The organism is Pseudomonas sp. 15C (genome assembly GCF_055484735.1).
Genome location: NZ_JBUDGD010000057.1, coordinates 14761 through 32858, shown reverse-complemented (window position 1 = coordinate 32858; position 18098 = coordinate 14761). Strand labels below are relative to the sequence as shown.

The following is an 18098-nucleotide window of genomic DNA, read 5'->3' as shown; positions in this document are numbered from 1 at the left end:
CAGCGGAAGTAGGTGCAGCGAAGCAAACCGTAGCCGCTGCGCCCGGATCGATTCCGCAGCGAAGGGACCCGAGCCTGCGAGGGCCGAACGCAGGAGCAAAGCCTTTTGGTTCCTTTTTGGCGTCTGAAAAAGGGACTCGCCGTAAGGGCGAAACCCTAAGCCGCCGTTACCGCAGCAACGGATATGCACTCAAAACGCACCATAGCCAGCTACCCGCACAGGCAAACTGCGCCGACTCAAAGGCTGTAGTAATAACCCCGACTCCGCAACGCAACGATCCGCGGCCGTCCGTCCGGGTGAGGGCCGATCTTCCTGCGCAAATTGCTGACATGCATGTCGAGGCTACGGTCATACAGCGTCAACTTGCGGCCAAGGGCGATCTGCGCCAGTTCCTGTTTGTCCAGCGGCTCGCCAGGCTGCTTGAGCAGGGCTTCGAGCAAACGGCTTTCGGAGACAGTGAGGGTCTGTTCTTTTTCATCGATGCTGACCACGCCGCGCACCGGGCTGAAACTCAAATCACCCAGCTCAAGCTGCGTCGACACCGCCGCCGGGTGGCTACGGCGCAACACGGCGCGCAGGCGTGCAGTCAGTTCGCGCGGATCGCAAGGCTTGGCCAGATAATCGTCGGCGCCCAGCTCCAGACCGAGGATGCGGTCCAGCGGCTCGCCGCGGGCCGAGAGCATCAGCACCGGCAGATCGGCGTGATCGTTGCGCAATTGCTTGAGCAGTTCCAGACCGCTGCCGTCGGGCAGCATCACGTCCAGCACCACCGCCGCCGGAGCGGTTTCGGCCAAGGCCTTGCGGGCACTCTGACCATCGTGGCAGGCGCGCACCTGGAAGCCTTCCTGGCTCAACCAGCTACTCAGGAGTTCACACAACTCCTGGTCATCATCAATCAATAACAGCTCGCTCATGACTCACTCAATTTAGCCATTGCCGACGTTTTCGGCTTGCTCCACTGGCAAAGATACCGCAGAGCAGCGCCAATAGCGCTACCCCGGCGCCCGTGACGAACCACTGTTGCTGATCGGTCAGCAGACGCGGCAGCGGACTGGCCTGCGCTTCCTTGAGTTGCAGCTTCAGGCGCTGGTTCTCCTGGCGCAACCGGGCAAGCTGGGCGCTTTCACGGGTGTTGTCGGCATTTTGCAGTTGTTTGCTCAGTTCTTCTCGTTGTTGCTCGCTGGCCTTGAGGCGCTGCTGCAACTCGGTGATCTGGCTGCCGGCACTCAGCGAAAATGGCGTGGAACTGCCGCCATCAGTGATTTCCTCACCATGGGCGGGCGCCATGATCGACAACGTGACCCACATCAGACACAACGGACCCTTGCGCATCGCGACACCTGTTTGCAATGGATATTGGGCAGGTTGTCGGCAGGCAAACGAGAATAATGAGCGATTGAGAACGCGATGAACCGACAAGGTTCATCGCGTGGGGACAGGCTTAAGGCAGGACTTGCTTGAACGGCTTGACCACGACATTGGCGTAGACGCCGGCAGCGATGTACGGATCGGCGTCCGCCCAGGCCTGCGCGGCGCTCAGCGAATCGAATTCGGCGACGATCAGGCTGCCAGTGAAACCCGCAGCGCCCGGATCATTGCTGTCGACCGCCGGGTGCGGGCCGGCGAGCACGATGCGGCCTTCGCCCTTGAGCGCTTGCAGGCGCTCCAGATGCGCCGGGCGCGCGGCGAGGCGGGCTTCGAGCGAGTTGGCGACGTCGGTGGCAATGATGGCATAGAGCATGTCAGTCCTCGGTTTTTGGTGTTGTGGTATCGGCGTCGTGCAGGTGACGCGACAGGTAAACGCCCTGTGCGACCAGGAACAGCACGGTCATGCCCAGGCTGCCGAACACCTTGAAGTCGACCCAGATGCTCTGGAAGGTGAAGGCGACGAACAGGTTGGCGGCGCCGCAGAACAGGAAAAAACCGATCCACGCGATGTTCAGGCGCGTCCAGACCGGGTCCGGCAGGGTCAGCGCATGGCCCATGATGCGTTTGATCAGCAGGCGATCACCAATGAAGTGGCTACCAATGAAGGCCGCGGCGAACAGCCAGTTGACCACCGGCGCTTTCCATTTCAGGAAGGTTTCGCTGTGGAAGGCCAGGGTCAGGCTGCCGAACACCAGGCAGGCGATCAGGGTCAGCCATTGGCTCTTTTCCAGCTTGCGCTGTTTGATGAACAGCGCGCCGTAGACCACCAGGGAGCTGATGATCAGCATCGCCGTGGCGCTGTAGATACCGCCTACGGTCACTTGCTGGCCGGCGATATCGACGACCCGTGGATCAAGTTTGTAAACAATGAAAAACAGCAGAAGCGGGATGAAATCGATGAATTGTTTCACAGTGAGAGCCAGAAGCTGGATGTGGCGGCATAATAACAAACATATGGGCGCGCGATAGCGCCAGCTGATTTGAGGTTACAACTCCCCGTGAATGTTGATTTGCACTGCCACAGCACGGCCTCCGATGGCGCCCTGGCGCCTGCGGTTCTGGTTGCGCGTGCGTTCGAAAACGGCGTGCAAGTCCTGGCGTTGACTGACCATGACACCCTTGAAGGCCTCGCCGAAGCGCGCACGGCCGCCACTGAGCTGGGCATGCAACTGATCAACGGCGTCGAGTTGTCCTGCACCTGGGGCGGGGCGACCATTCATGTGCTGGGCTACGGTTTCGACGTCAACGCCGCACCGTTGGTCGAAGCGATCGCCAAATTGCACGATGGTCGCTGGCTGCGGTCGGAAGAAATAAGCCGCAAACTCGCCCTCAAGGGCATGCCCGGTGCCCTCGACGGCGCCCGGCAGATCCAGCAGGAACTGGGCGACAGTGGCAACGCGCCGGCCCGTCCGCATTTCGCCGACTGGATGGTGCGCGAAGGTTACGTCAAGGATCGCGCCGAGGCATTTCGCAAATGGCTCGGCGCCGGCAAGCTCGGTGACGTCAAGTTGCACTGGCCGACACTGGAAGACACCGTCGGCACGCTGCGCGCCGCCGGTGCCTGGGTCAGCCTGGCGCACCCGTGGCACTATGATTTCACCCGCAGCAAGCGCCGCAAGCTGATTGCCGACTATATTCAAGCGGGCGGGCATGCCATTGAAGTGGTCAATGGCTATCAGCCTGCGGAACAGGTGGGCAGCCTGGCGATCCTTGCCCGTGAGTTCGGTCTGCTGGTCAGCGCCGGCAGTGACTTCCATGGCCCTGGCGGCTGGTCCGAGATCGGCCAGTACCGGCCGGTTCCCGAGGACCTTCCACCCCTGTGGTGTCGGTTCAAACATGACCCAGTTATTGCCGCCGTCTGAACAGGTAGAGAATGTGAGTCAATTTTTCCAGATACATCCGGAAAACCCGCAAGCGCGCCTGATCAAACAGGCGGTCGAGATCATCCGCAAGGGCGGGGTGGTGATCTATCCCACGGACTCTTCCTACGCGATCGGTTGCCAGATTGGCGACAAGACCGCCATCGAGCGCGTGCGCCGTTTGCGTCAGCTCGACGAGAAACATAACTTTGCGCTGATCTGCAGCGACCTGTCGCAACTGGGCAACTACGCCAAGATCGACACCGGCACGTTCCGTATTCTCAAGGCGCATCTGCCGGGCCCGTACACCTTTATTCTCAACGCCACCCGCGAAGTACCGCGCCTGTTGCTGCACCCGAAAAAGCGCACCATCGGTTTGCGCGTGCCGAGCCATCCGATCGCGCTGGCGCTGCTGGCCGAACTGGGCGAGCCGCTGATGAGCGTAACGCTGATCATGCCGGGCGATGAAGACCCGCTCAGCGATCCGTACGAAATGCGCCAGTTGCTCGAGCATCAGGTTGATCTGATCATCGACGGCGGTTTTGGCGGCATCAAGGCGTCCACGGTGATTGACCTCACCGGCGACGACCCGGAAGTAGTCCGCGTTGGTTGCGGCGACCCGACGCCGTTCATGGTCGAGGCCTGAATGTCCGCAGTGGAAACCGTCGTCGATCCCCAGGCCGGCGCCCAGCAGGAACTGCCGTTTGCCATGGTCTATGGCCAGGCGGTCATGGAAATGCCGCTGGATCTGTACATTCCGCCGGATGCGCTGGAAGTCTTTCTCGAGGCCTTCGAAGGCCCGCTCGACCTGCTGCTGTACCTGATCCGCAAACAGAACATCAACATCCTTGACATCCCGGTGGCGGAAATCACCCGCCAGTACATGGGCTATGTCGAGTTGATGCAGTCGGTGCGTCTGGAACTGGCTGCCGAGTATCTGGTGATGGCGGCGATGCTCGCCGAGATCAAATCGCGCATGCTCCTGCCGCGCGCCGAAACCGTCGAAGACGAAGAAGACGACCCGCGCGCCGAGCTGATCCGCCGCTTGCAGGAGTACGAACGCTTCAAGGCCGCTGCCGAAGGTATCGATGGCCTGAGCCGTGTCGGTCGTGATGTGATCGTGCCCAAGCTCGATGCCCCGGAAGCGCGGGCGCGCAAGCTGCTGCCCGACGTGGCGCTGGAAGAGATTCTGATGTGCATGGCCGAAGTGTTGCGCCGTGGCGACATGTTTGAAAGTCACCAGGTCAGCCGCGAAGCGCTGTCCACCCGCGAGCGCATGAGCGATGTGCTGGAGCGGCTCAAGGGCGGCGGTTTCGTGCCGTTTGTCGAGCTGTTTACCGCCGAAGAAGGTCGCCTCGGTGTGGTGGTGACCTTTATGGCGATCCTGGAACTGGTCAAGGAATCCTTGGTCGAGCTGGTGCAGAATGAGCCGTTCGCCGCGATCCACGTGCGAGCCCGAGCCGAATAACGAGTCCCTGTATGAACCTGACTGAACCCCGCGAGCTGGCGCCCCTGCTTGAAGCCTTTCTGTTGGCCTCGGGAAAACCGCAATCGCTTGAGCGCCTGTATGAACTGTTCGAAGAAGGCGAGCGGCCGGAGCCGGCGGTCTTCAAGAAAGCCCTGAGCCTGCTGGGCAAGTCCTGCGAGGGCCGCGCCTTCGAACTCAAGGAAGTCTCGTCGGGCTACCGCTTGCAGATCCGCGAGAAGTTTTCACCGTGGGTGGGCCGACTGTGGGAAGAGCGCCCGCAACGTTATTCGCGCGCCTTGCTCGAAACCATCGCGCTGATCGCCTATCGCCAGCCGATTACCCGTGGCGAGATCGAAGACGTGCGTGGCGTGGCGGTCAACAGCAACATCACCAAAACCCTGCTCGAGCGTGAGTGGATCCGCGTCGTCGGTTACCGCGACGTGCCGGGCAAGCCGGCGATGTTTGCCACTACCAAGGCGTTTCTCGATCACTTCAACCTGAAAAACCTCGAAGACCTGCCGCCGCTGGCCGAACTGCGCGAGATGGAAGCCGAACCGGTCCTCGATTTCGACGACGCGCCGGTGCCGCAAAGTCTGCAGGAACTGGCCGATGCCAGTGCCGAGCCGGAAGAAGAAAAAGAGGAAACCAGCTTCCACAGCCTGCTGCTGGAGCTGGACAGCATGGAGGAGGGGATCAAGACCGATTTTGACGATTTGCTGCGCGATGGTGCTGATGCTGAAACATCGATCAGCGAGCCTGAGCTAAGCGAGCCGACCCTTGACGTTGAACTCGAAGCCGAGCCTGAAGCCGAGGCTGAAGACGACGTTCTCGGTGTCGCCGAGGCCCGTGAGAAACTCCTGGCCGCCGTCGCCGCCCTTGAACCGCCGGAGCCCGAGCTCAGCGAAGAAGAAGCCGAAGCCCGCGCACTGGCCGAAGCCATCGAAGCCGAACGGCGCGAATTCGAGGACTGACCCCATTTAAAGAACACCGCCGTCCCCTGTAGGAGTGAGCCTGCTCGCGATAGCGGTGTGTCAGTCGACATCTTCTCGTCAGACACTCCGCTATCGCGAGCAGGCTCACTCCTGCAAGGGACTTGTGTGTTTCTGGAGACAGCGATGAGTTCGACAAAAGACCCGTGCATCAGCCTCTGCAAATTCTCCGACGACATTTGCCTCGGCTGCGGCCGCAGCAAGCGCGAAATCAAGGCCTGGAAAAAACTCGACAAGGATGACAAGCGCACCGTGCTCGCCGAAGCCGCGTTGCGCCTGATCAAACTGCGCGGTGCCGGTCGGCGGAAAAACAAATAACCTGCGTTCGATCAGCTAGTCTCTGATGCGCAATGCCGTACATCCGCGTATGATTCGCGACCCTTCACCGATCCCTTCGGCCGAAAACCAGATTCCAATGCTTCAGGCGCCGCCTGAACAGACCACACCGGGAGGTGCCCAGATGAGTGACATCAATCAGAAAGACGACCAGGAAATCGGACCAGCAGGCGAAAAGCTGCAGAAAGTCCTCGCCCGTATCGGCGTCGGCTCGCGCCGTGACGTCGAATCCTGGATCAGCCAGGGCCGCATCAAGGTCAATGGCAAAGACGCCACCCTCGGCCTGCGCGTCGACATGCACGACGCCATCACCATCGATGGCAAGGTGATCAAGCGCGAAGAAGCCGCCGAGTCGGTCCGCCGCGTGATCATGTACAACAAGCCCGATGGCGAAATCTGCACCCGTGACGACCCGGAAGGCCGTCCGACCGTGTTCGACAAGCTGCCGCGTCCGAAAGAAGGCCGCTGGATCAACATCGGTCGTCTCGACATCAACACCACCGGTCTGCTGATGTTCACCACCGACGGTGAACTGGCCAACCGCCTGATGCACCCGTCCTACGAGATGGACCGTGAATACGCCGTGCGTGTACGCGGTGAAGTCGACGACGAGATGATCGAGCGCCTGAAAGCCGGCGTGGTGCTGGAAGACGGCCCGGCGCGTTTCACCGACATTCAACAGGCACCGGGCGGCGAAGGTTTCAACCATTGGTACCACTGCGTGGTCATGGAAGGGCGTAACCGTGAAGTGCGTCGTCTGTGGGAATCGCAGGGTCTGGTGGTCAGCCGCCTGAAGCGCGTGCGTTTCGGTCCGGTGTTCCTCAACTCGGATCTGCCGATGGGCCGCTGGCGCGAAATGAGCCAGTACGAAGTCGACGTGCTCAGCGCTGAAGTCGGCCTGACCCCGGTGGCGATGCCGCAGTTGAACGCCAAGAGCAAGGACAAACTGGAACGCATGCAGCGTAAATCGTCGCGGCCGATGGCCAAGACCGAGCGCGTGCGCACCCTGCGTCCTGCCGCTGGCGCGCCAACCGCGCCGCGCCCGAGCCGTGAGCCGCAGATCGAAGGCGAGCGTCCAGGTCGCAAGCCGGTCGCCCGCGATGGCGAGCGCGCACCGCGTCCGGCCAACGGCCGTACCGAGCGTGGCGAAGGTCGTGCACCGGCCGGTCGCGGTACGCCAGTGGCGGATCGTCCGGCGGACACCACCAACAAGCGCCCGGCCAAACCGGCGCCGAAGCGTCCGGGGATCAAACTGGTCGACGGCGACAAGCCCTCGGGCAAGCGCCGCGGCGCACCGGCCGGCTCCGGTCAGCGCCCGGGTTTTGGACGCAAGAAGCCGGAGTAATCGGGTTTAGTGCCGAATGAAAAAACGCCAACCGCGGGGTTGGCGTTTTTTTTCATCTGGCGAAAGTGTGGTGGTGGCTGGGCAGGCCCCATCGCGGGCAAGCCCGCTCCCACAGGGTTTTCTGTCGTTCACAGATATTGTGTACACCAACGAAACCTGTGGGAGCGGGCTTGCCCGCGATGAGGCCTGAAGCTGCACCGTCAATTCCAGCCTTAAAACACAAATCGCCCGTCGAATACCGGTTTGTCATCCAGCGCCAAAACGCCACCTGAGAAGATCAAATCAAGGTGATGACTGCCCTTCGCCCCGCCACCCAGCCCCAGGTGCAGGCCGCAGTGCCGCTCCTCGAACCCGGCATTGCGCGCGTACAAATCCTTCACACCTTCATTGGTGCCAATCCCTAGTTCCTCGATGCGCCGGTTCGACGGGTTGGCGTCGAGGTATTTGTTGAAATCATGCTCCAGCCCCGGCACGTCGGTGGCGATGCGGCTGATGGTCGAGTTCTCGATCCACAGTTCCAGCGGCGATTCCAGCACGCCGTACTTGCGCGCAAACGGAATGGTGCTGAGGAAGGTGCCCTTGAATTTCACATGGCCGTTGATGGCTTCGCTGTGCGTGGCGATCTCGCCAGGGGCCAAGTCAAAGTTGCCGACCCCGTTGATGTCGGTCCATTTCTTGATGCTGCTCATCGGCGTTTCGAACCATGAGCCGTCATCGTCCTTGAAGCTCAACGTGGTCGCCTGCGACATGCGCTGGATCAAGTGGCTGTTGAGGCCGGCGATGCGCTGCGGGGTGACGCTGAAGGTGTCGTAGAAATAATCGCCGTAATCCTTGAACAGCAGCGACTTCTTCCAGTTTTCCGCCATCACCGCTTGCAGCGCGCGGACGAATTCCGGGCCGTCGGGGCGCGGGTTGGGCAGGGTCGAAGAGTCGTAGAAGAAAATGTACAGATCGCTGTCGCCAATCGCCTCGGCCAGCGCTGCGGTGCTTTCCAGGTCCAGGCGGCGGGCGCTGAAACGGAAGCGCGGATGCTCGCCGGCCTGTTCGGCGATGGCACCGGTCAGGGCTTCGTAATCGGCGGTGTGGCCGAGCAATACCTTTGCCGAATCGAGGCCGGCGAGGGCAGGGTGGTGTTCGAGGTAGTAAAGGAAATGCGAGATGGCGCGGGGCTTGTCCATGAGTCCTCCCTGACTGACCGGAAAATGAAGCGGCAGGCACGACCGGCCGGACCGTGCCTGCCCGGGGATGTCTTACAGAGGCCACATCGCCGTGCCGAACGGTACGACCGCGTCGGCTTGCATCATTTCCACGGCGGCCTCATGGGTCGGTGCTTCAAACCATTCGTCCAGTTGCAGTTCGGTATCCAAGTCTTTTTCCAGTGCTTGCATGGTCGATCTCCTAGATGACTTTCACGGTTTATGACTGGCCGGTCGAGGTGGCCGGCGAGTCGTGAAAAACCTAGTTCAGCGGCTTTTGTAATGCAAAAAATTATCCATTTAATTTTTAAATAGACTTTTTGTTCTGTTTTTTGCGGTCGTTTTTCTTATTTGAAAACAAAAAACTAGCCTGCGCATTTCATTAGCAAGCTTGCTACCGTCAATTTGCAGACGTCCTACGGATTGTTCTGAATTGGAAACTTTACGTTACGCACTGTCAGAGAATATTTACGAAAAACAGCGCCAGACCGCCTGAATCACCAACAAGCGAAGCGCTGTAAGGAAAATCTGCCGAATGCCGTCCTGCCGGGGGCCGCGCAAGGCTCTGGTGCGCTTGTTTCAGCGGCGTTTGCAAGGTGAGATGCGGCCCATGCCTGCCGTGCAGGTGCATAACAAGAAGGAGGCGCAATGAACGCCGTGACTGATCTCCACTTCGCTCCGTGGGACGGTTTTTTCCTCGTCCACGCCGATGGTCTGCAAAGGCCTGACTCAATTTTCGCAGCCGCCCGAACCTCTCGAGGCGGACACACGCAATCCCGGCAACCGACACGCTGATCCAGCGGAGTCTGGCAGCAGGGGGTTAGCGGTGTACAATGCGCCGCGTTTTAACTGTGACCCTCTGCGTAATCGCGCAAATCTCAAGGCTACCCGCCTTGTTCACTCCGTCGCGCCACAAGCGTGCCGGGTTCGATTTCGTCACAGATAAAAACAAGCAGGTGACGCATGACCGTTGTAAACAAGCTGAACTCCTGGTGCCTGCGCTGGGGTTTGATCGGGGCTGCCTGAAATCGCAACCTTGCAGCAACGTCTACTGCACACCATCAAACCTTGCGTGAGACCTTTTTCATGAGTGGACAACCCTCGCAGTCAGGCGAGCTGAAACGCGGCCTGAAAAATCGCCACATTCAACTGATCGCCCTCGGTGGCGCGATCGGTACCGGATTGTTCCTCGGCTCGGCCGGGGTGCTGAAATCCGCCGGCCCGTCGATGATCCTCGGCTACGCCATCTGCGGCTTCATCGCCTTCATGATCATGCGCCAACTGGGCGAGATGATCGTTGAAGAGCCGGTGGCCGGTTCCTTCAGCCATTTTGCGCACAAATACTGGGGCGGCTTCGCCGGTTTCCTGTCGGGCTGGAACTGCTGGATTCTGTACATCCTGGTGGGCATGTCCGAGCTGACCGCCGTCGGCAAGTACATTCATTACTGGGCGCCGGACATCCCGACCTGGGTCTCGGCGGCGGCGTTCTTCGTGCTGATCAACGCGATCAACCTGGCCAACGTCAAAGTCTTCGGTGAAGCCGAGTTCTGGTTCGCGATCATCAAGGTCGTGGCAATCGTCGGCATGATTGCCCTGGGCAGCTACTTGCTGGTCAGCGGCAACGGCGGCCCTCAGGCTTCGGTCACTAACCTGTGGTCTCACGGCGGGTTTTTCCCCAATGGCGTCAGCGGTCTGGTGATGGCCATGGCGATCATCATGTTCTCCTTCGGCGGTCTGGAAATGCTCGGTTTCACCGCAGCCGAAGCTGACAAGCCAAAAACCGTGATCCCGAAAGCAATCAATCAGGTGATCTACCGCATCCTGATTTTCTACATCGGTGCGCTGGTGATCCTGTTGTCGCTGACGCCGTGGGACAGCCTGCTGGAAACCCTCAACGCTTCGGGTGATTCGTACAGCGGCAGCCCGTTCGTGCAGGTGTTCTCCATGCTCGGCAGCAATACCGCTGCGCACATCCTCAACTTCGTCGTGTTGACGGCGGCGCTGTCGGTGTACAACAGCGGCACCTACTGCAACAGCCGCATGCTGCTGGGCATGGCCGAGCAGGGCGATGCGCCGAAAGGCCTGGCGAAGATCGACAAACGCGGCGTGCCGGTGCGTTCGATCCTCGCGTCGGCGGCAGTGACGCTGGTTGCCGTGCTGCTCAACTATTTGATCCCGCAACATGCGCTGGAACTGTTGATGTCGCTGGTGGTTGCGACGCTGGTGATCAACTGGGCGATGATCAGCTTCTCGCACTTCAAGTTCCGCCAGCACATGAACCAGACCCGGCAGACGCCGCTGTTCAAGGCGCTGTGGTACCCGTACGGCAACTTCGTCTGCCTGGCGTTCGTGGTGTTCATCCTCGGGGTGATGCTGCTGATCCCCGGCATTCAGATCTCGGTGTACGCGATTCCGGTGTGGGTGGTGTTCATGTGGGTCTGCTACCTGATCAAGAACAAGCGCAGTGCGCAAACCGCGTTGCCTGCAACCGCGAAATAACCGCGCGCGCAGAATCAACAAACCCGGCCAATGTGCCGGGTTTGTTGTTTTCAGCCTCATGCAATTCCCTTGTAGGAGTGAGCCTGCTCGCGATAGCGGTGTGTCAGTCGACGAATATGTACCTGATACACCGCTATCGCGAGCAGGCTCACTCCTACAGGGGATCTGTGACAGGCTTGAGATTCGTTTCCAAGGTATCCTGCACCCTCTGAATACGGACGCTTTTCCATGCTGGTGATTTCCAACAACGTGCATCTGCCTGATGCCGAGATCGAGCTGACGGCCATCCGCGCGCAGGGCGCCGGTGGGCAGAACGTCAACAAGGTGTCGAGCGCCATGCACCTGCGCTTCGACATTCCCAACTCATCGCTGCCCGAGTTCTACAAGGAACGGCTGCTGGCGCTGCGTGACAGTCGCATCACCAGCGACGGCGTGTTGATCATCAAGGCGCAGCAATACCGCACCCAGGAAGCCAACCGCGCCGATGCGCTGGAGCGGTTGGTCGAGCTGATCCTCAGCGCGACCAAAGTGGAAAAGAAACGCCGCCCGACCAAGCCGACTCTCGGTTCGAAGAAGCGTCGGCTCGAATCCAAGTCCAAGCGCGGCGACATCAAGGCCGGGCGCGGCAAGGTCGATTTCTAGTCCTCGCGGTACTTCGCGGTGTGCCTGTACAGATAGACGCTCAAGCCGAGCCCGCTCAACGCGGCAAGCGCAGCGAACAGAAAGATCGAAGCGAAACCGAATCCCGCCGCAATCGCCCCGGCCAATGGCCCGGTAATCCCCAGCGACAAATCGATGAACAGCGAGTAAGCGCCGACCGCCGCACCACGGCTTGAGGCCGGCACCAGATTCACTGCCTCGACGCCCAGCGCCGGGAACACCAGCGAAAAGCCAAACCCGCTCAACGCTGCGCCGGCCAGCGCCCAGTGTGCATCCGGTGCGATCCACAGCAGTAACAACCCCAGTGTTTCCACCGACAGGCAGGCAATCGCGACGCGGAAGCCGCCAAGGCGGTTGATCAAATTACCGAACAGCAGCCGCGCACCAATGAAGCTGGCGCCGAACAGGCTCAGGCACAGCACCGCGTTGTCCCAATGCTGCGTCGCGTAATACAGGGTAATGAACGTGGCGATGGTGCCGAAACCGATTGAGCCCAGCGCCAGGCCGCAGCCATGGGGGAAGACTTTACCGAGCACATGGATGAACGGCAGGCGCTCACCGGCAACAATCGGCGCGGCGGTTTTTGGCCACGCCAGCGCCAGGCCGAGCAGGGCCAGCAGGATGATGCTGACGCCCATGCTCCACAGGCCCAACCGGCCCACCAGCCAGACGCCGAACGGCGCACCGATCGCCAGCGCGCCGTAGCTGGCGATGCCGTTCCAGGAAATCACTTTGGCGGTGTTGACCGCACCGACGCGGCCGATGCCCCAGCCAATCGAGCCGGAGCCGACCAGACTCTCGGCGCTGCCCAATACCAGACGGCCGATCAACAGACTGATCAGACTGAACAGCGGGAGGCCTGGCGTCCACGCCGAAAGCAGCATGAACACACCGCTCAAGCCACAGCCGGCCAGACCGATCATCACCGCGCGTTTGCTGCCCTGGTTGTCGATGATCTTGCCGGCGTAGGGGCGGCTGAGCAGGGTGGCGAGGTATTGCACGCTGATCACCAGCCCGGCGATCACCGCGCCAAAACCGAGGTCGCTGTGCACGTAACCGGGCAACACCGCCAGCGGAATGCCGATGTTCAGGTAACCGATAAAGGTGAAAAGGACGATGGAAACGACTTGCAGCGTAACCGCCAGAGGGCGCTGGGGCTCGGGTATAGAGGACGACATGGGTAACGATCCACGGGAGCAGCAGATTAGATAGGCTGCTCATGATACCGGCGTGAACCGATCAGAGGCTGGGAAAAGTAAAACTATTTGCCCGGCGGCGCGTTCAGGACTGGGCTGGAGCAACCAGTTGAGTGGTAACCAAGGCGGCGAGGGCGTTCTCTTCGCTGCCGAAACGTGCGAGCAGGGCGGCCTGTTTCTCGGGGGAGAGGCGGTTCCAGATGTCGATCATTTTCTCGGTCGCACCGATCAGGACGGCGGCTTGGCTTTCGGAGAATTCGTCGGTCATGGCGGGCTCGGGTTTCAGGCAGTGTGGAAAGCGCATGTTAGCGCTTTCCACACGGTCTGTACGGCGGGTCTTACGCTTCGCTGTCGGCTTTGCGGCTGTCAGCGGCTTCTTGCGGCTCGGGCTTTTCGGCGCCGGCGTGTTGCGGGGTCGTCTGCTCAGGTACGTGCAGGCTTGGGAAGGGGAGATTAGGAATCTCGTGCATGGTTGCGCTCCTCGCTAAGTCTGTTGATAGATCAGGTGCTCCGCGCTTTTACAAAGCCTGCGCAGGATACAGCAGGAAAAATGACAATCAGACTTTTAATTCAAATTAATGCGACAGATGGCCGCAGGGGCGAGAGGTCAACGCAAAAAAATGTGGGAGTGAGCCTGCTCGCGATAGCGGTGTATCAATCAACATTGAAGCTGACTGATACACCGCCTTCGCGAGCAGGCTCGCTCCCACAGCGGAATTGCGCCGCTTGTATTATTTGCAGGCGTCAGCGATGGCGTCGGCAAGCAAGGCGAGGCGGGTGGCGTCGATGCCGGCGACGTTGGCCCGGCCGGAGCTGACCATGTACACGCTGTGCCGCTCGCGCAGATGCTTGACCTGCTCCGGCGACAACCCGGTGTAGGAGAACATCCCGCGCTGCACGCCAATGTGCGCAAAGCGTTCGCGCAAACCGTGCGGTTCCAGCGCCTCGACCAGGCCGCTGCGCAGTTGCGCGATGCGCAGGCGCATGGCTTCCACCTCATCGGCCCAACGGGCTTTCAGCTCCGGATCGGCAAGAATGGTTGCCACCACCGCAGCACCATGATCCGGCGGTGTCGACCAAAGGTTGCGGGCGATATTGGCCAGTTGGCTGCGAATGTCGATCAGCTTGTCAGGGCTTTTCGCGCAGACGATCAGCGCCCCGGTGCGGTCGCGGTACAAACCGAAGTTCTTCGAGCAGGAGCTGGTGATCAACAACTCGGGCACCTGTGCCGCGAACAACCGCGTCGACCACGCGTCTTGCTCCAGACCATCGCCAAAGCCTTGATAAGCGAAGTCGATCAGCGGCAGCAGATCACGGCTGCGCACGACCTCGAGCACGCGTTGCCAGTCATCATGGCTGAGGTCGAAACCGGTCGGGTTGTGGCAGCAGGCATGCAGCAGCACCACATCACCTTTTGGCGCTTCCTTGAGCACGGCGAGCATCGCTTCGACGTCGAGGCGGTTGTCGCTGCCCACGTACGGGTAGTGACTGACCTTGACCCCGGCCGCAGCGAAAATGGTTTCGTGGATCGGCCAGGTCGGGTTGCTCAGCCACACGCCTTTGCCCGGCAGGCACTGGGCGATGAAGTCGGCCGCCAGGCGCAAGGCGCCAGTGCCGCCCGGCGTCTGGGTGGCGCCGGCACGTTGTTCGGCAATCAGCTTCGAGTCGGCGCCAAGCACCAGCTCATTGATGACCTTGCCAAACAGCGGATTGCCGTGGCCGCCGATGTAGGTCTTGGTGTCCTGGCTTTCCACCAGCCGCGCTTCGGCAATTTTCACCGCCTCGGGAATCGGCGTCAGGCCCTGGGCGTCCTTGTAGACGCCAACGCCGAGGTCGAACTTGCGCGGATTACTGTCCTGCGCGTAAGCCTCCATCAAGCCGAGGATCGGGTCGCCGGGCACCCGGCCGATGGCGTCGAAGTGCATTACTTGCGTCCTTCTGCGGTCTTGGCCACTTCGTCAGTGCGCGCGGCCATGATGAAGTCGTTACGGTGCAGGCCTTTGATCGAGTGGCTCCACCAGGTCACGGTGACTTTGCCCCACTCGGTCAGCAGGCCCGGGTGGTGACCTTCGGCTTCGGAGATTTCGCCGATGGCGTTGGTGAACGCCAGCGCGTGCTTGAAGTTCTTGAACAGGAAGACTTTCTCCAGCTGCATGATGCCGTCGCGGACTTCGATGTTCCAGTCAGGGATCTGCTTGATCAGGATCGGCAGTTCTTCATCGCTGACTTGTGGCGCATCGGCGCGGCAGGCTTCGCAGTGGGCTTGGTTCAAAGTGGACATGGTCGGTTCCTGAAATCGAGTGTGTTTTTTATTCAAGGGTGTGCGCCCGTCGGTACCGTCACGCTAAACCAAAGTGGCGGCGACGCACAGGCGCAATTGTCAGCAAAGGTCGCGGTTCAGGCGGCTTTGGGTTTCGGCGGAAATTTTGGCGCGTGCAAGCCAAGCTGCATGCCCTGGCGCACCATGGCCATGATGTCTTCATGCGCGACGTCGAACAGGCGCTTGAGGTTGGGCAGGACAAAATACAGCGGCTGCAGGATATCGATGCGATACGGCGTGCGCATCGCTTCGAGCGGATCGAAGGCTTGATGCTCAGGCTCGTCTGACAGGCAGTAAACGGTCTCTTTTGGCGAGGACAGAATGCCGCCACCGTAGATGCGCTTGCCTTGCGGCGTATCGACCAGACCGAATTCGATGGTCATCCAGTACAGGCGCGCCAGATACACGCGTTCTTCCTTGGTCGCTTGCAGGCCGAGCTTGCCGTAGGTGTGGGTGAATTCAGCGAAGTACGGGTTGGTCAGCAGCGGGCAGTGCCCGAATATCTCGTGAAAAATGTCCGGCTCTTGCAGGTAATCCAGCTCTTCGCGGGTACGGATAAACGTCGCGACAGGAAACTGCTTGCTGGCGAGCAATTCAAAAAACGTCTGGAAGGGAATCAGCGCCGGCACGCGCGCAACCTGCCAGCCGGTGGTTTCGCCAAGCACCTTATTGATCTCGCCGAGCTGCGGGATGCGGTCGTGGGGCAGACCGAGTTTTTCGATCCCGTCCAGGTATTCCTGACAGGCACGCCCTTCGATCACTTTCAATTGGCGAGTGATCAGCGTGTTCCACACCGCATGTTCTTCGGCGGGGTAATCGATAAAACCTTGCGCGTCGGGCTCGCGAGCCACGTATTGCGTCTGCTTCATGCTGCTCTCCTGCTAGGGGAATTCGTTTTTGTTATGTCCAGCGATGGAGAGAGGATTACCCGAGAGCGTGTGGATGTGCAGCAGGTTGAACCACCTGCCGTAGGAATTTTCTCTGGTTTTCGTAAAGTAATCGTTACGCTTTGCCGGATAAGTCGCATTTGCGGCGATTGGCGGGTTTGAAAAGGGCGGTGGGTGTCACATAATCTTGACAACAAATTGCTCGCCTCGACATAAAGTCGTGCGCTGTTCCCCTGTAGGAGTGAGCCTGCTCGCGATAGCGGTGTGTCAGACAGCACTGATCTGAATGACACACCGCTATCGCGAGCAGGCTCACTCCTACAGGTTTCTCTTCGTTCAACCGGGCCTCTTTCTATGCGCATCAAAGTCCACTGCCAGAACCGCATCGGCATCCTGCGCGACATTCTCAACCTGCTCGTGGCTTACGGCATCAACGTCGCGCGCGGTGAGGTCGGTGGTGAGCACGGCAATGCGATCTATCTGCACTGCCCGAACCTGATCAACATCCAGTTCCAGGCCCTGCGGCCGAAGTTCGAAGCGATTGGCGGGGTATTCGGCGTCAAGCGGGTCGGGCTGATGCCCAGCGAGCGCCGGCACATGGAGTTGAACGCATTGCTCGGGGCACTGGAGTTTCCGGTGTTGTCGATCGACATGGGCGGTTCGATCGTCGCGGCCAACCGCGCGGCGGCGCAGTTGCTCGGCGTGCGCGTCGATGAAGTGCCGGGCATTCCGCTGTCGCGTTACGCCGAGGATTTCGATTTGCCGGAACTGGTGCGCGCCAACAAATCGCGAATCAACGGCATGCGCGTCAAGGTCAAGGGCGACGTCTTTCTCGCCGATATTGCGCCGCTGCAATCGGAGCACGACGACAGCGAGGCCATGGCCGGTGCAGTGTTGACGCTGCATCGCGCTGACCGCGTCGGTGAGCGCATCTATAACGTACGCAAGCAGGAGCTGCGCGGCTTCGACAGCATCTTTCAGAGCTCGAAAGTCATGGCGGCGGTGGTCCGTGAAGCGCGGCGCATGGCACCTCTCGACGCACCACTATTAATAGAAGGCGAAACCGGCACCGGCAAGGAATTGCTCGCGCGCGCCTGCCACCTCGCCAGTCCGCGCGGGCAGTCGCCGTTGATGGCGCTCAATTGCGCCGGGCTGCCTGAGTCAATGGCCGAGACCGAGCTGTTCGGCTACGGCCCTGGGGCGTTCGAAGGCGCGCGCGCCGAAGGCAAACTCGGTTTGCTGGAACTGACCGCCGGCGGCACGCTGTTTCTCGACGGCGTCGGCGAAATGAGCCCGCGCTTGCAGGTCAAACTGCTGCGCTTTTTGCAGGATGGCTGCTTCCGTCGCGTCGGCAGCGACGAGGAGGTTTATCTGGATGTGCGGGTGATCTGTGCGACGCAGGTGGACTTGTCCGAGCTGTGCGCGCGCGGCGAGTTTCGTCAGGACCTCTATCACCGCTTGAACGTGCTGTCGCTGCACATCCCGCCGCTGCGTGAATGCCTCGATGGCCTGACTCCGCTGGTCGAACATTTCCTCGATCAGGCCAGCCGGCAGATCGGCTGCACGCTGCCGAAACTGGCGCCGGCAGCGATGGATCGACTCAGCCATTACCATTGGCCGGGCAACGTACGGCAACTGGAGAATGTGCTGTTTCAGGCGGTGTCGCTGTGTGACGGCGGTAAGGTCAAGGCGGAACATATTCGCCTGCCGGATTACGGCGTGCGTCAGCCGCTTGGCGATTTTTCCCTCGATGGAAATCTCGACGAGATCGTCGGGCGCTTTGAAAAAGCCGTGCTGGAGCGTCTGTACTCCGAGCACCCGAGCAGTCGGCAACTGGGCAAGCGCCTGGGGGTTTCGCACACCACGATTGCCAACAAGTTGCGTGAGTATGAGGTTGGTAAAACCGAGTCATAGC

21 protein-coding genes are annotated in these 18098 nt (G+C 60.6%); 9 read left to right on the top strand and 12 right to left on the bottom strand.

Annotated features, from left to right (window positions below; all coding sequences use genetic code 11):
- Positions 1 to 236 precede the first annotated feature (236 nt).
- The 4 genes from ACYYKW_RS22240 to ACYYKW_RS22225 form a co-directional block, all read right to left on the bottom strand.
- The gene (locus ACYYKW_RS22240; RefSeq protein ID WP_093103570.1) at positions 237 to 914 is read right to left on the bottom strand and encodes a response regulator transcription factor; all 678 of its coding nucleotides are present in this window, start codon (positions 912 to 914) and stop codon (positions 237 to 239) included.
- A 7-nt stretch (positions 915 to 921) separates the two neighbouring features.
- Positions 922 to 1332 (bottom strand): SH3 domain-containing protein, encoded by a 411-nt coding sequence (locus ACYYKW_RS22235; protein ID WP_090282308.1) that lies wholly within the window; start codon positions 1330 to 1332, stop codon positions 922 to 924.
- 109 nt (positions 1333 to 1441) lie between these two features.
- Positions 1442 to 1741, bottom strand: coding sequence for a YciI family protein (locus ACYYKW_RS22230; protein ID WP_007919677.1), 300 nt, complete (start codon positions 1739 to 1741; stop codon positions 1442 to 1444).
- A 1-nt stretch (position 1742) separates the two neighbouring features.
- Positions 1743 to 2339: a septation protein A gene (locus tag ACYYKW_RS22225; RefSeq protein ID WP_093103567.1), complete on the bottom strand. Its 597-nt coding sequence runs from the start codon at positions 2337 to 2339 to the stop codon at positions 1743 to 1745.
- Positions 2340 to 2426: 87 nt separating this feature from the next.
- Between ACYYKW_RS22225 and ACYYKW_RS22220 the strand changes: the two genes are divergently transcribed.
- The 6 genes from ACYYKW_RS22220 (at position 2427) to rluB (ending at position 7425) form a co-directional block, all read left to right on the top strand.
- Positions 2427 to 3290: a PHP domain-containing protein gene (locus ACYYKW_RS22220; protein WP_093103565.1), complete on the top strand. Its 864-nt coding sequence runs from the start codon at positions 2427 to 2429 to the stop codon at positions 3288 to 3290.
- A gap of 13 nt (positions 3291 to 3303) precedes the next feature.
- Entirely contained in the window at positions 3304 to 3933 is a 630-nt protein-coding gene (locus ACYYKW_RS22215) for an L-threonylcarbamoyladenylate synthase (protein ID WP_016771124.1), read from the top strand.
- Between the two features lie 123 nt (positions 3934 to 4056).
- On the top strand, positions 4057 to 4755 hold the full coding sequence (locus tag ACYYKW_RS22210) for a segregation and condensation protein A (protein WP_172828192.1): 699 nt from the start codon (positions 4057 to 4059) through the stop codon (positions 4753 to 4755).
- Between the two features lie 11 nt (positions 4756 to 4766).
- Entirely contained in the window at positions 4767 to 5726 is a 960-nt protein-coding gene (scpB, locus tag ACYYKW_RS22205; protein WP_090282311.1) for an SMC-Scp complex subunit ScpB, read from the top strand.
- Between the two features lie 144 nt (positions 5727 to 5870).
- The gene (locus ACYYKW_RS22200) at positions 5871 to 6062 is read left to right on the top strand and encodes a DUF1289 domain-containing protein (RefSeq protein ID WP_090282312.1); all 192 of its coding nucleotides are present in this window, start codon (positions 5871 to 5873) and stop codon (positions 6060 to 6062) included.
- A 142-nt stretch (positions 6063 to 6204) separates the two neighbouring features.
- Complete coding sequence (gene rluB / locus ACYYKW_RS22195; protein WP_024012076.1) at positions 6205 to 7425, top strand: 23S rRNA pseudouridine(2605) synthase RluB; 1221 nt, start codon at positions 6205 to 6207, stop codon at positions 7423 to 7425.
- A 212-nt stretch (positions 7426 to 7637) separates the two neighbouring features.
- On the opposite strand, the gene ACYYKW_RS22190 is transcribed toward rluB, so the two are convergent.
- Both ACYYKW_RS22190 and ACYYKW_RS22185 read right to left on the bottom strand, forming a co-directional pair.
- Entirely contained in the window at positions 7638 to 8603 is a 966-nt protein-coding gene (locus ACYYKW_RS22190; protein WP_093103558.1) for a M29 family metallopeptidase, read from the bottom strand.
- A 72-nt stretch (positions 8604 to 8675) separates the two neighbouring features.
- On the bottom strand, positions 8676 to 8813 hold the full coding sequence (locus ACYYKW_RS22185; RefSeq protein ID WP_003222780.1) for a hypothetical protein: 138 nt from the start codon (positions 8811 to 8813) through the stop codon (positions 8676 to 8678).
- A gap of 894 nt (positions 8814 to 9707) precedes the next feature.
- Here ACYYKW_RS22185 and ACYYKW_RS22180 point away from each other — a divergent pair.
- Both ACYYKW_RS22180 and arfB read left to right on the top strand, forming a co-directional pair.
- Complete coding sequence (locus ACYYKW_RS22180; RefSeq protein ID WP_336355153.1) at positions 9708 to 11120, top strand: amino acid permease; 1413 nt, start codon at positions 9708 to 9710, stop codon at positions 11118 to 11120.
- Positions 11121 to 11348: 228 nt separating this feature from the next.
- Complete coding sequence (arfB, locus tag ACYYKW_RS22175; RefSeq protein ID WP_464991174.1) at positions 11349 to 11762, top strand: alternative ribosome rescue aminoacyl-tRNA hydrolase ArfB; 414 nt, start codon at positions 11349 to 11351, stop codon at positions 11760 to 11762.
- On the opposite strand, the gene ACYYKW_RS22170 is transcribed toward arfB, so the two are convergent.
- From ACYYKW_RS22170 to phhA, 6 genes are all read right to left on the bottom strand, one after another.
- Positions 11759 to 12958: an MFS transporter gene (locus ACYYKW_RS22170; protein ID WP_464991173.1), complete on the bottom strand. Its 1200-nt coding sequence runs from the start codon at positions 12956 to 12958 to the stop codon at positions 11759 to 11761. The genes arfB and ACYYKW_RS22170 overlap by 4 nt on opposite strands.
- Positions 12959 to 13061: 103 nt before the next feature.
- Positions 13062 to 13244: a hypothetical protein gene (locus tag ACYYKW_RS22165; protein ID WP_093106885.1), complete on the bottom strand. Its 183-nt coding sequence runs from the start codon at positions 13242 to 13244 to the stop codon at positions 13062 to 13064.
- Between the two features lie 70 nt (positions 13245 to 13314).
- On the bottom strand, positions 13315 to 13446 hold the full coding sequence (locus ACYYKW_RS22160) for a hypothetical protein (protein ID WP_258450101.1): 132 nt from the start codon (positions 13444 to 13446) through the stop codon (positions 13315 to 13317).
- Between the two features lie 261 nt (positions 13447 to 13707).
- Complete coding sequence (locus ACYYKW_RS22155) at positions 13708 to 14901, bottom strand: amino acid aminotransferase (RefSeq protein WP_464991172.1); 1194 nt, start codon at positions 14899 to 14901, stop codon at positions 13708 to 13710.
- Entirely contained in the window at positions 14901 to 15257 is a 357-nt protein-coding gene (locus ACYYKW_RS22150) for a 4a-hydroxytetrahydrobiopterin dehydratase (protein WP_093103548.1), read from the bottom strand. Before ACYYKW_RS22150 ends, ACYYKW_RS22155 begins: the two co-directional genes overlap by 1 nt.
- 116 nt (positions 15258 to 15373) lie before the next feature.
- Positions 15374 to 16165 (bottom strand): phenylalanine 4-monooxygenase, encoded by a 792-nt coding sequence (gene phhA / locus ACYYKW_RS22145; protein WP_208938267.1) that lies wholly within the window; start codon positions 16163 to 16165, stop codon positions 15374 to 15376.
- A gap of 372 nt (positions 16166 to 16537) precedes the next feature.
- Between phhA and ACYYKW_RS22140 the strand changes: the two genes are divergently transcribed.
- Positions 16538 to 18097, top strand: a complete 1560-nt coding sequence (locus ACYYKW_RS22140) for a sigma-54-dependent transcriptional regulator (RefSeq protein ID WP_464991171.1) — start codon at positions 16538 to 16540, stop codon at positions 18095 to 18097.
- Position 18098: the final 1 nt, after the last annotated feature.

Excerpts from the sequence above, each read along its gene's own strand:
- phhA (WP_208938267.1), bottom strand. The coding sequence starts at position 16,165 with ATGAAGCAGACGCAATACGTGGCTCGCGAGCCCGACGCGCAAGGTTTT.
- ACYYKW_RS22235 (WP_090282308.1), bottom strand. The coding sequence starts at position 1,332 with ATGCGCAAGGGTCCGTTGTGTCTGATGTGGGTCACGTTGTCGATCATG.
- ACYYKW_RS22240 (WP_093103570.1), bottom strand. The coding sequence starts at position 914 with ATGAGCGAGCTGTTATTGATTGATGATGACCAGGAGTTGTGTGAACTC.
- ACYYKW_RS22140 (WP_464991171.1), top strand. The coding sequence starts at position 16,538 with ATGCGCATCAAAGTCCACTGCCAGAACCGCATCGGCATCCTGCGCGAC.
- ACYYKW_RS22230 (WP_007919677.1), bottom strand. The coding sequence starts at position 1,741 with ATGCTCTATGCCATCATTGCCACCGACGTCGCCAACTCGCTCGAAGCC.
- ACYYKW_RS22150 (WP_093103548.1), bottom strand. The coding sequence starts at position 15,257 with ATGTCCACTTTGAACCAAGCCCACTGCGAAGCCTGCCGCGCCGATGCG.
- ACYYKW_RS22165 (WP_093106885.1), bottom strand. The coding sequence starts at position 13,244 with ATGACCGACGAATTCTCCGAAAGCCAAGCCGCCGTCCTGATCGGTGCG.
- ACYYKW_RS22170 (WP_464991173.1), bottom strand. The coding sequence starts at position 12,958 with ATGTCGTCCTCTATACCCGAGCCCCAGCGCCCTCTGGCGGTTACGCTG.
- ACYYKW_RS22180 (WP_336355153.1), top strand. The coding sequence starts at position 9,708 with ATGAGTGGACAACCCTCGCAGTCAGGCGAGCTGAAACGCGGCCTGAAA.
- ACYYKW_RS22185 (WP_003222780.1), bottom strand. The coding sequence starts at position 8,813 with ATGCAAGCACTGGAAAAAGACTTGGATACCGAACTGCAACTGGACGAA.
- ACYYKW_RS22155 (WP_464991172.1), bottom strand. The coding sequence starts at position 14,901 with ATGCACTTCGACGCCATCGGCCGGGTGCCCGGCGACCCGATCCTCGGC.
- ACYYKW_RS22190 (WP_093103558.1), bottom strand. The coding sequence starts at position 8,603 with ATGGACAAGCCCCGCGCCATCTCGCATTTCCTTTACTACCTCGAACAC.
- rluB (WP_024012076.1), top strand. The coding sequence starts at position 6,205 with ATGAGTGACATCAATCAGAAAGACGACCAGGAAATCGGACCAGCAGGC.
- ACYYKW_RS22160 (WP_258450101.1), bottom strand. The coding sequence starts at position 13,446 with ATGCACGAGATTCCTAATCTCCCCTTCCCAAGCCTGCACGTACCTGAG.
- scpB (WP_090282311.1), top strand. The coding sequence starts at position 4,767 with ATGAACCTGACTGAACCCCGCGAGCTGGCGCCCCTGCTTGAAGCCTTT.
- ACYYKW_RS22200 (WP_090282312.1), top strand. The coding sequence starts at position 5,871 with ATGAGTTCGACAAAAGACCCGTGCATCAGCCTCTGCAAATTCTCCGAC.
- arfB (WP_464991174.1), top strand. The coding sequence starts at position 11,349 with ATGCTGGTGATTTCCAACAACGTGCATCTGCCTGATGCCGAGATCGAG.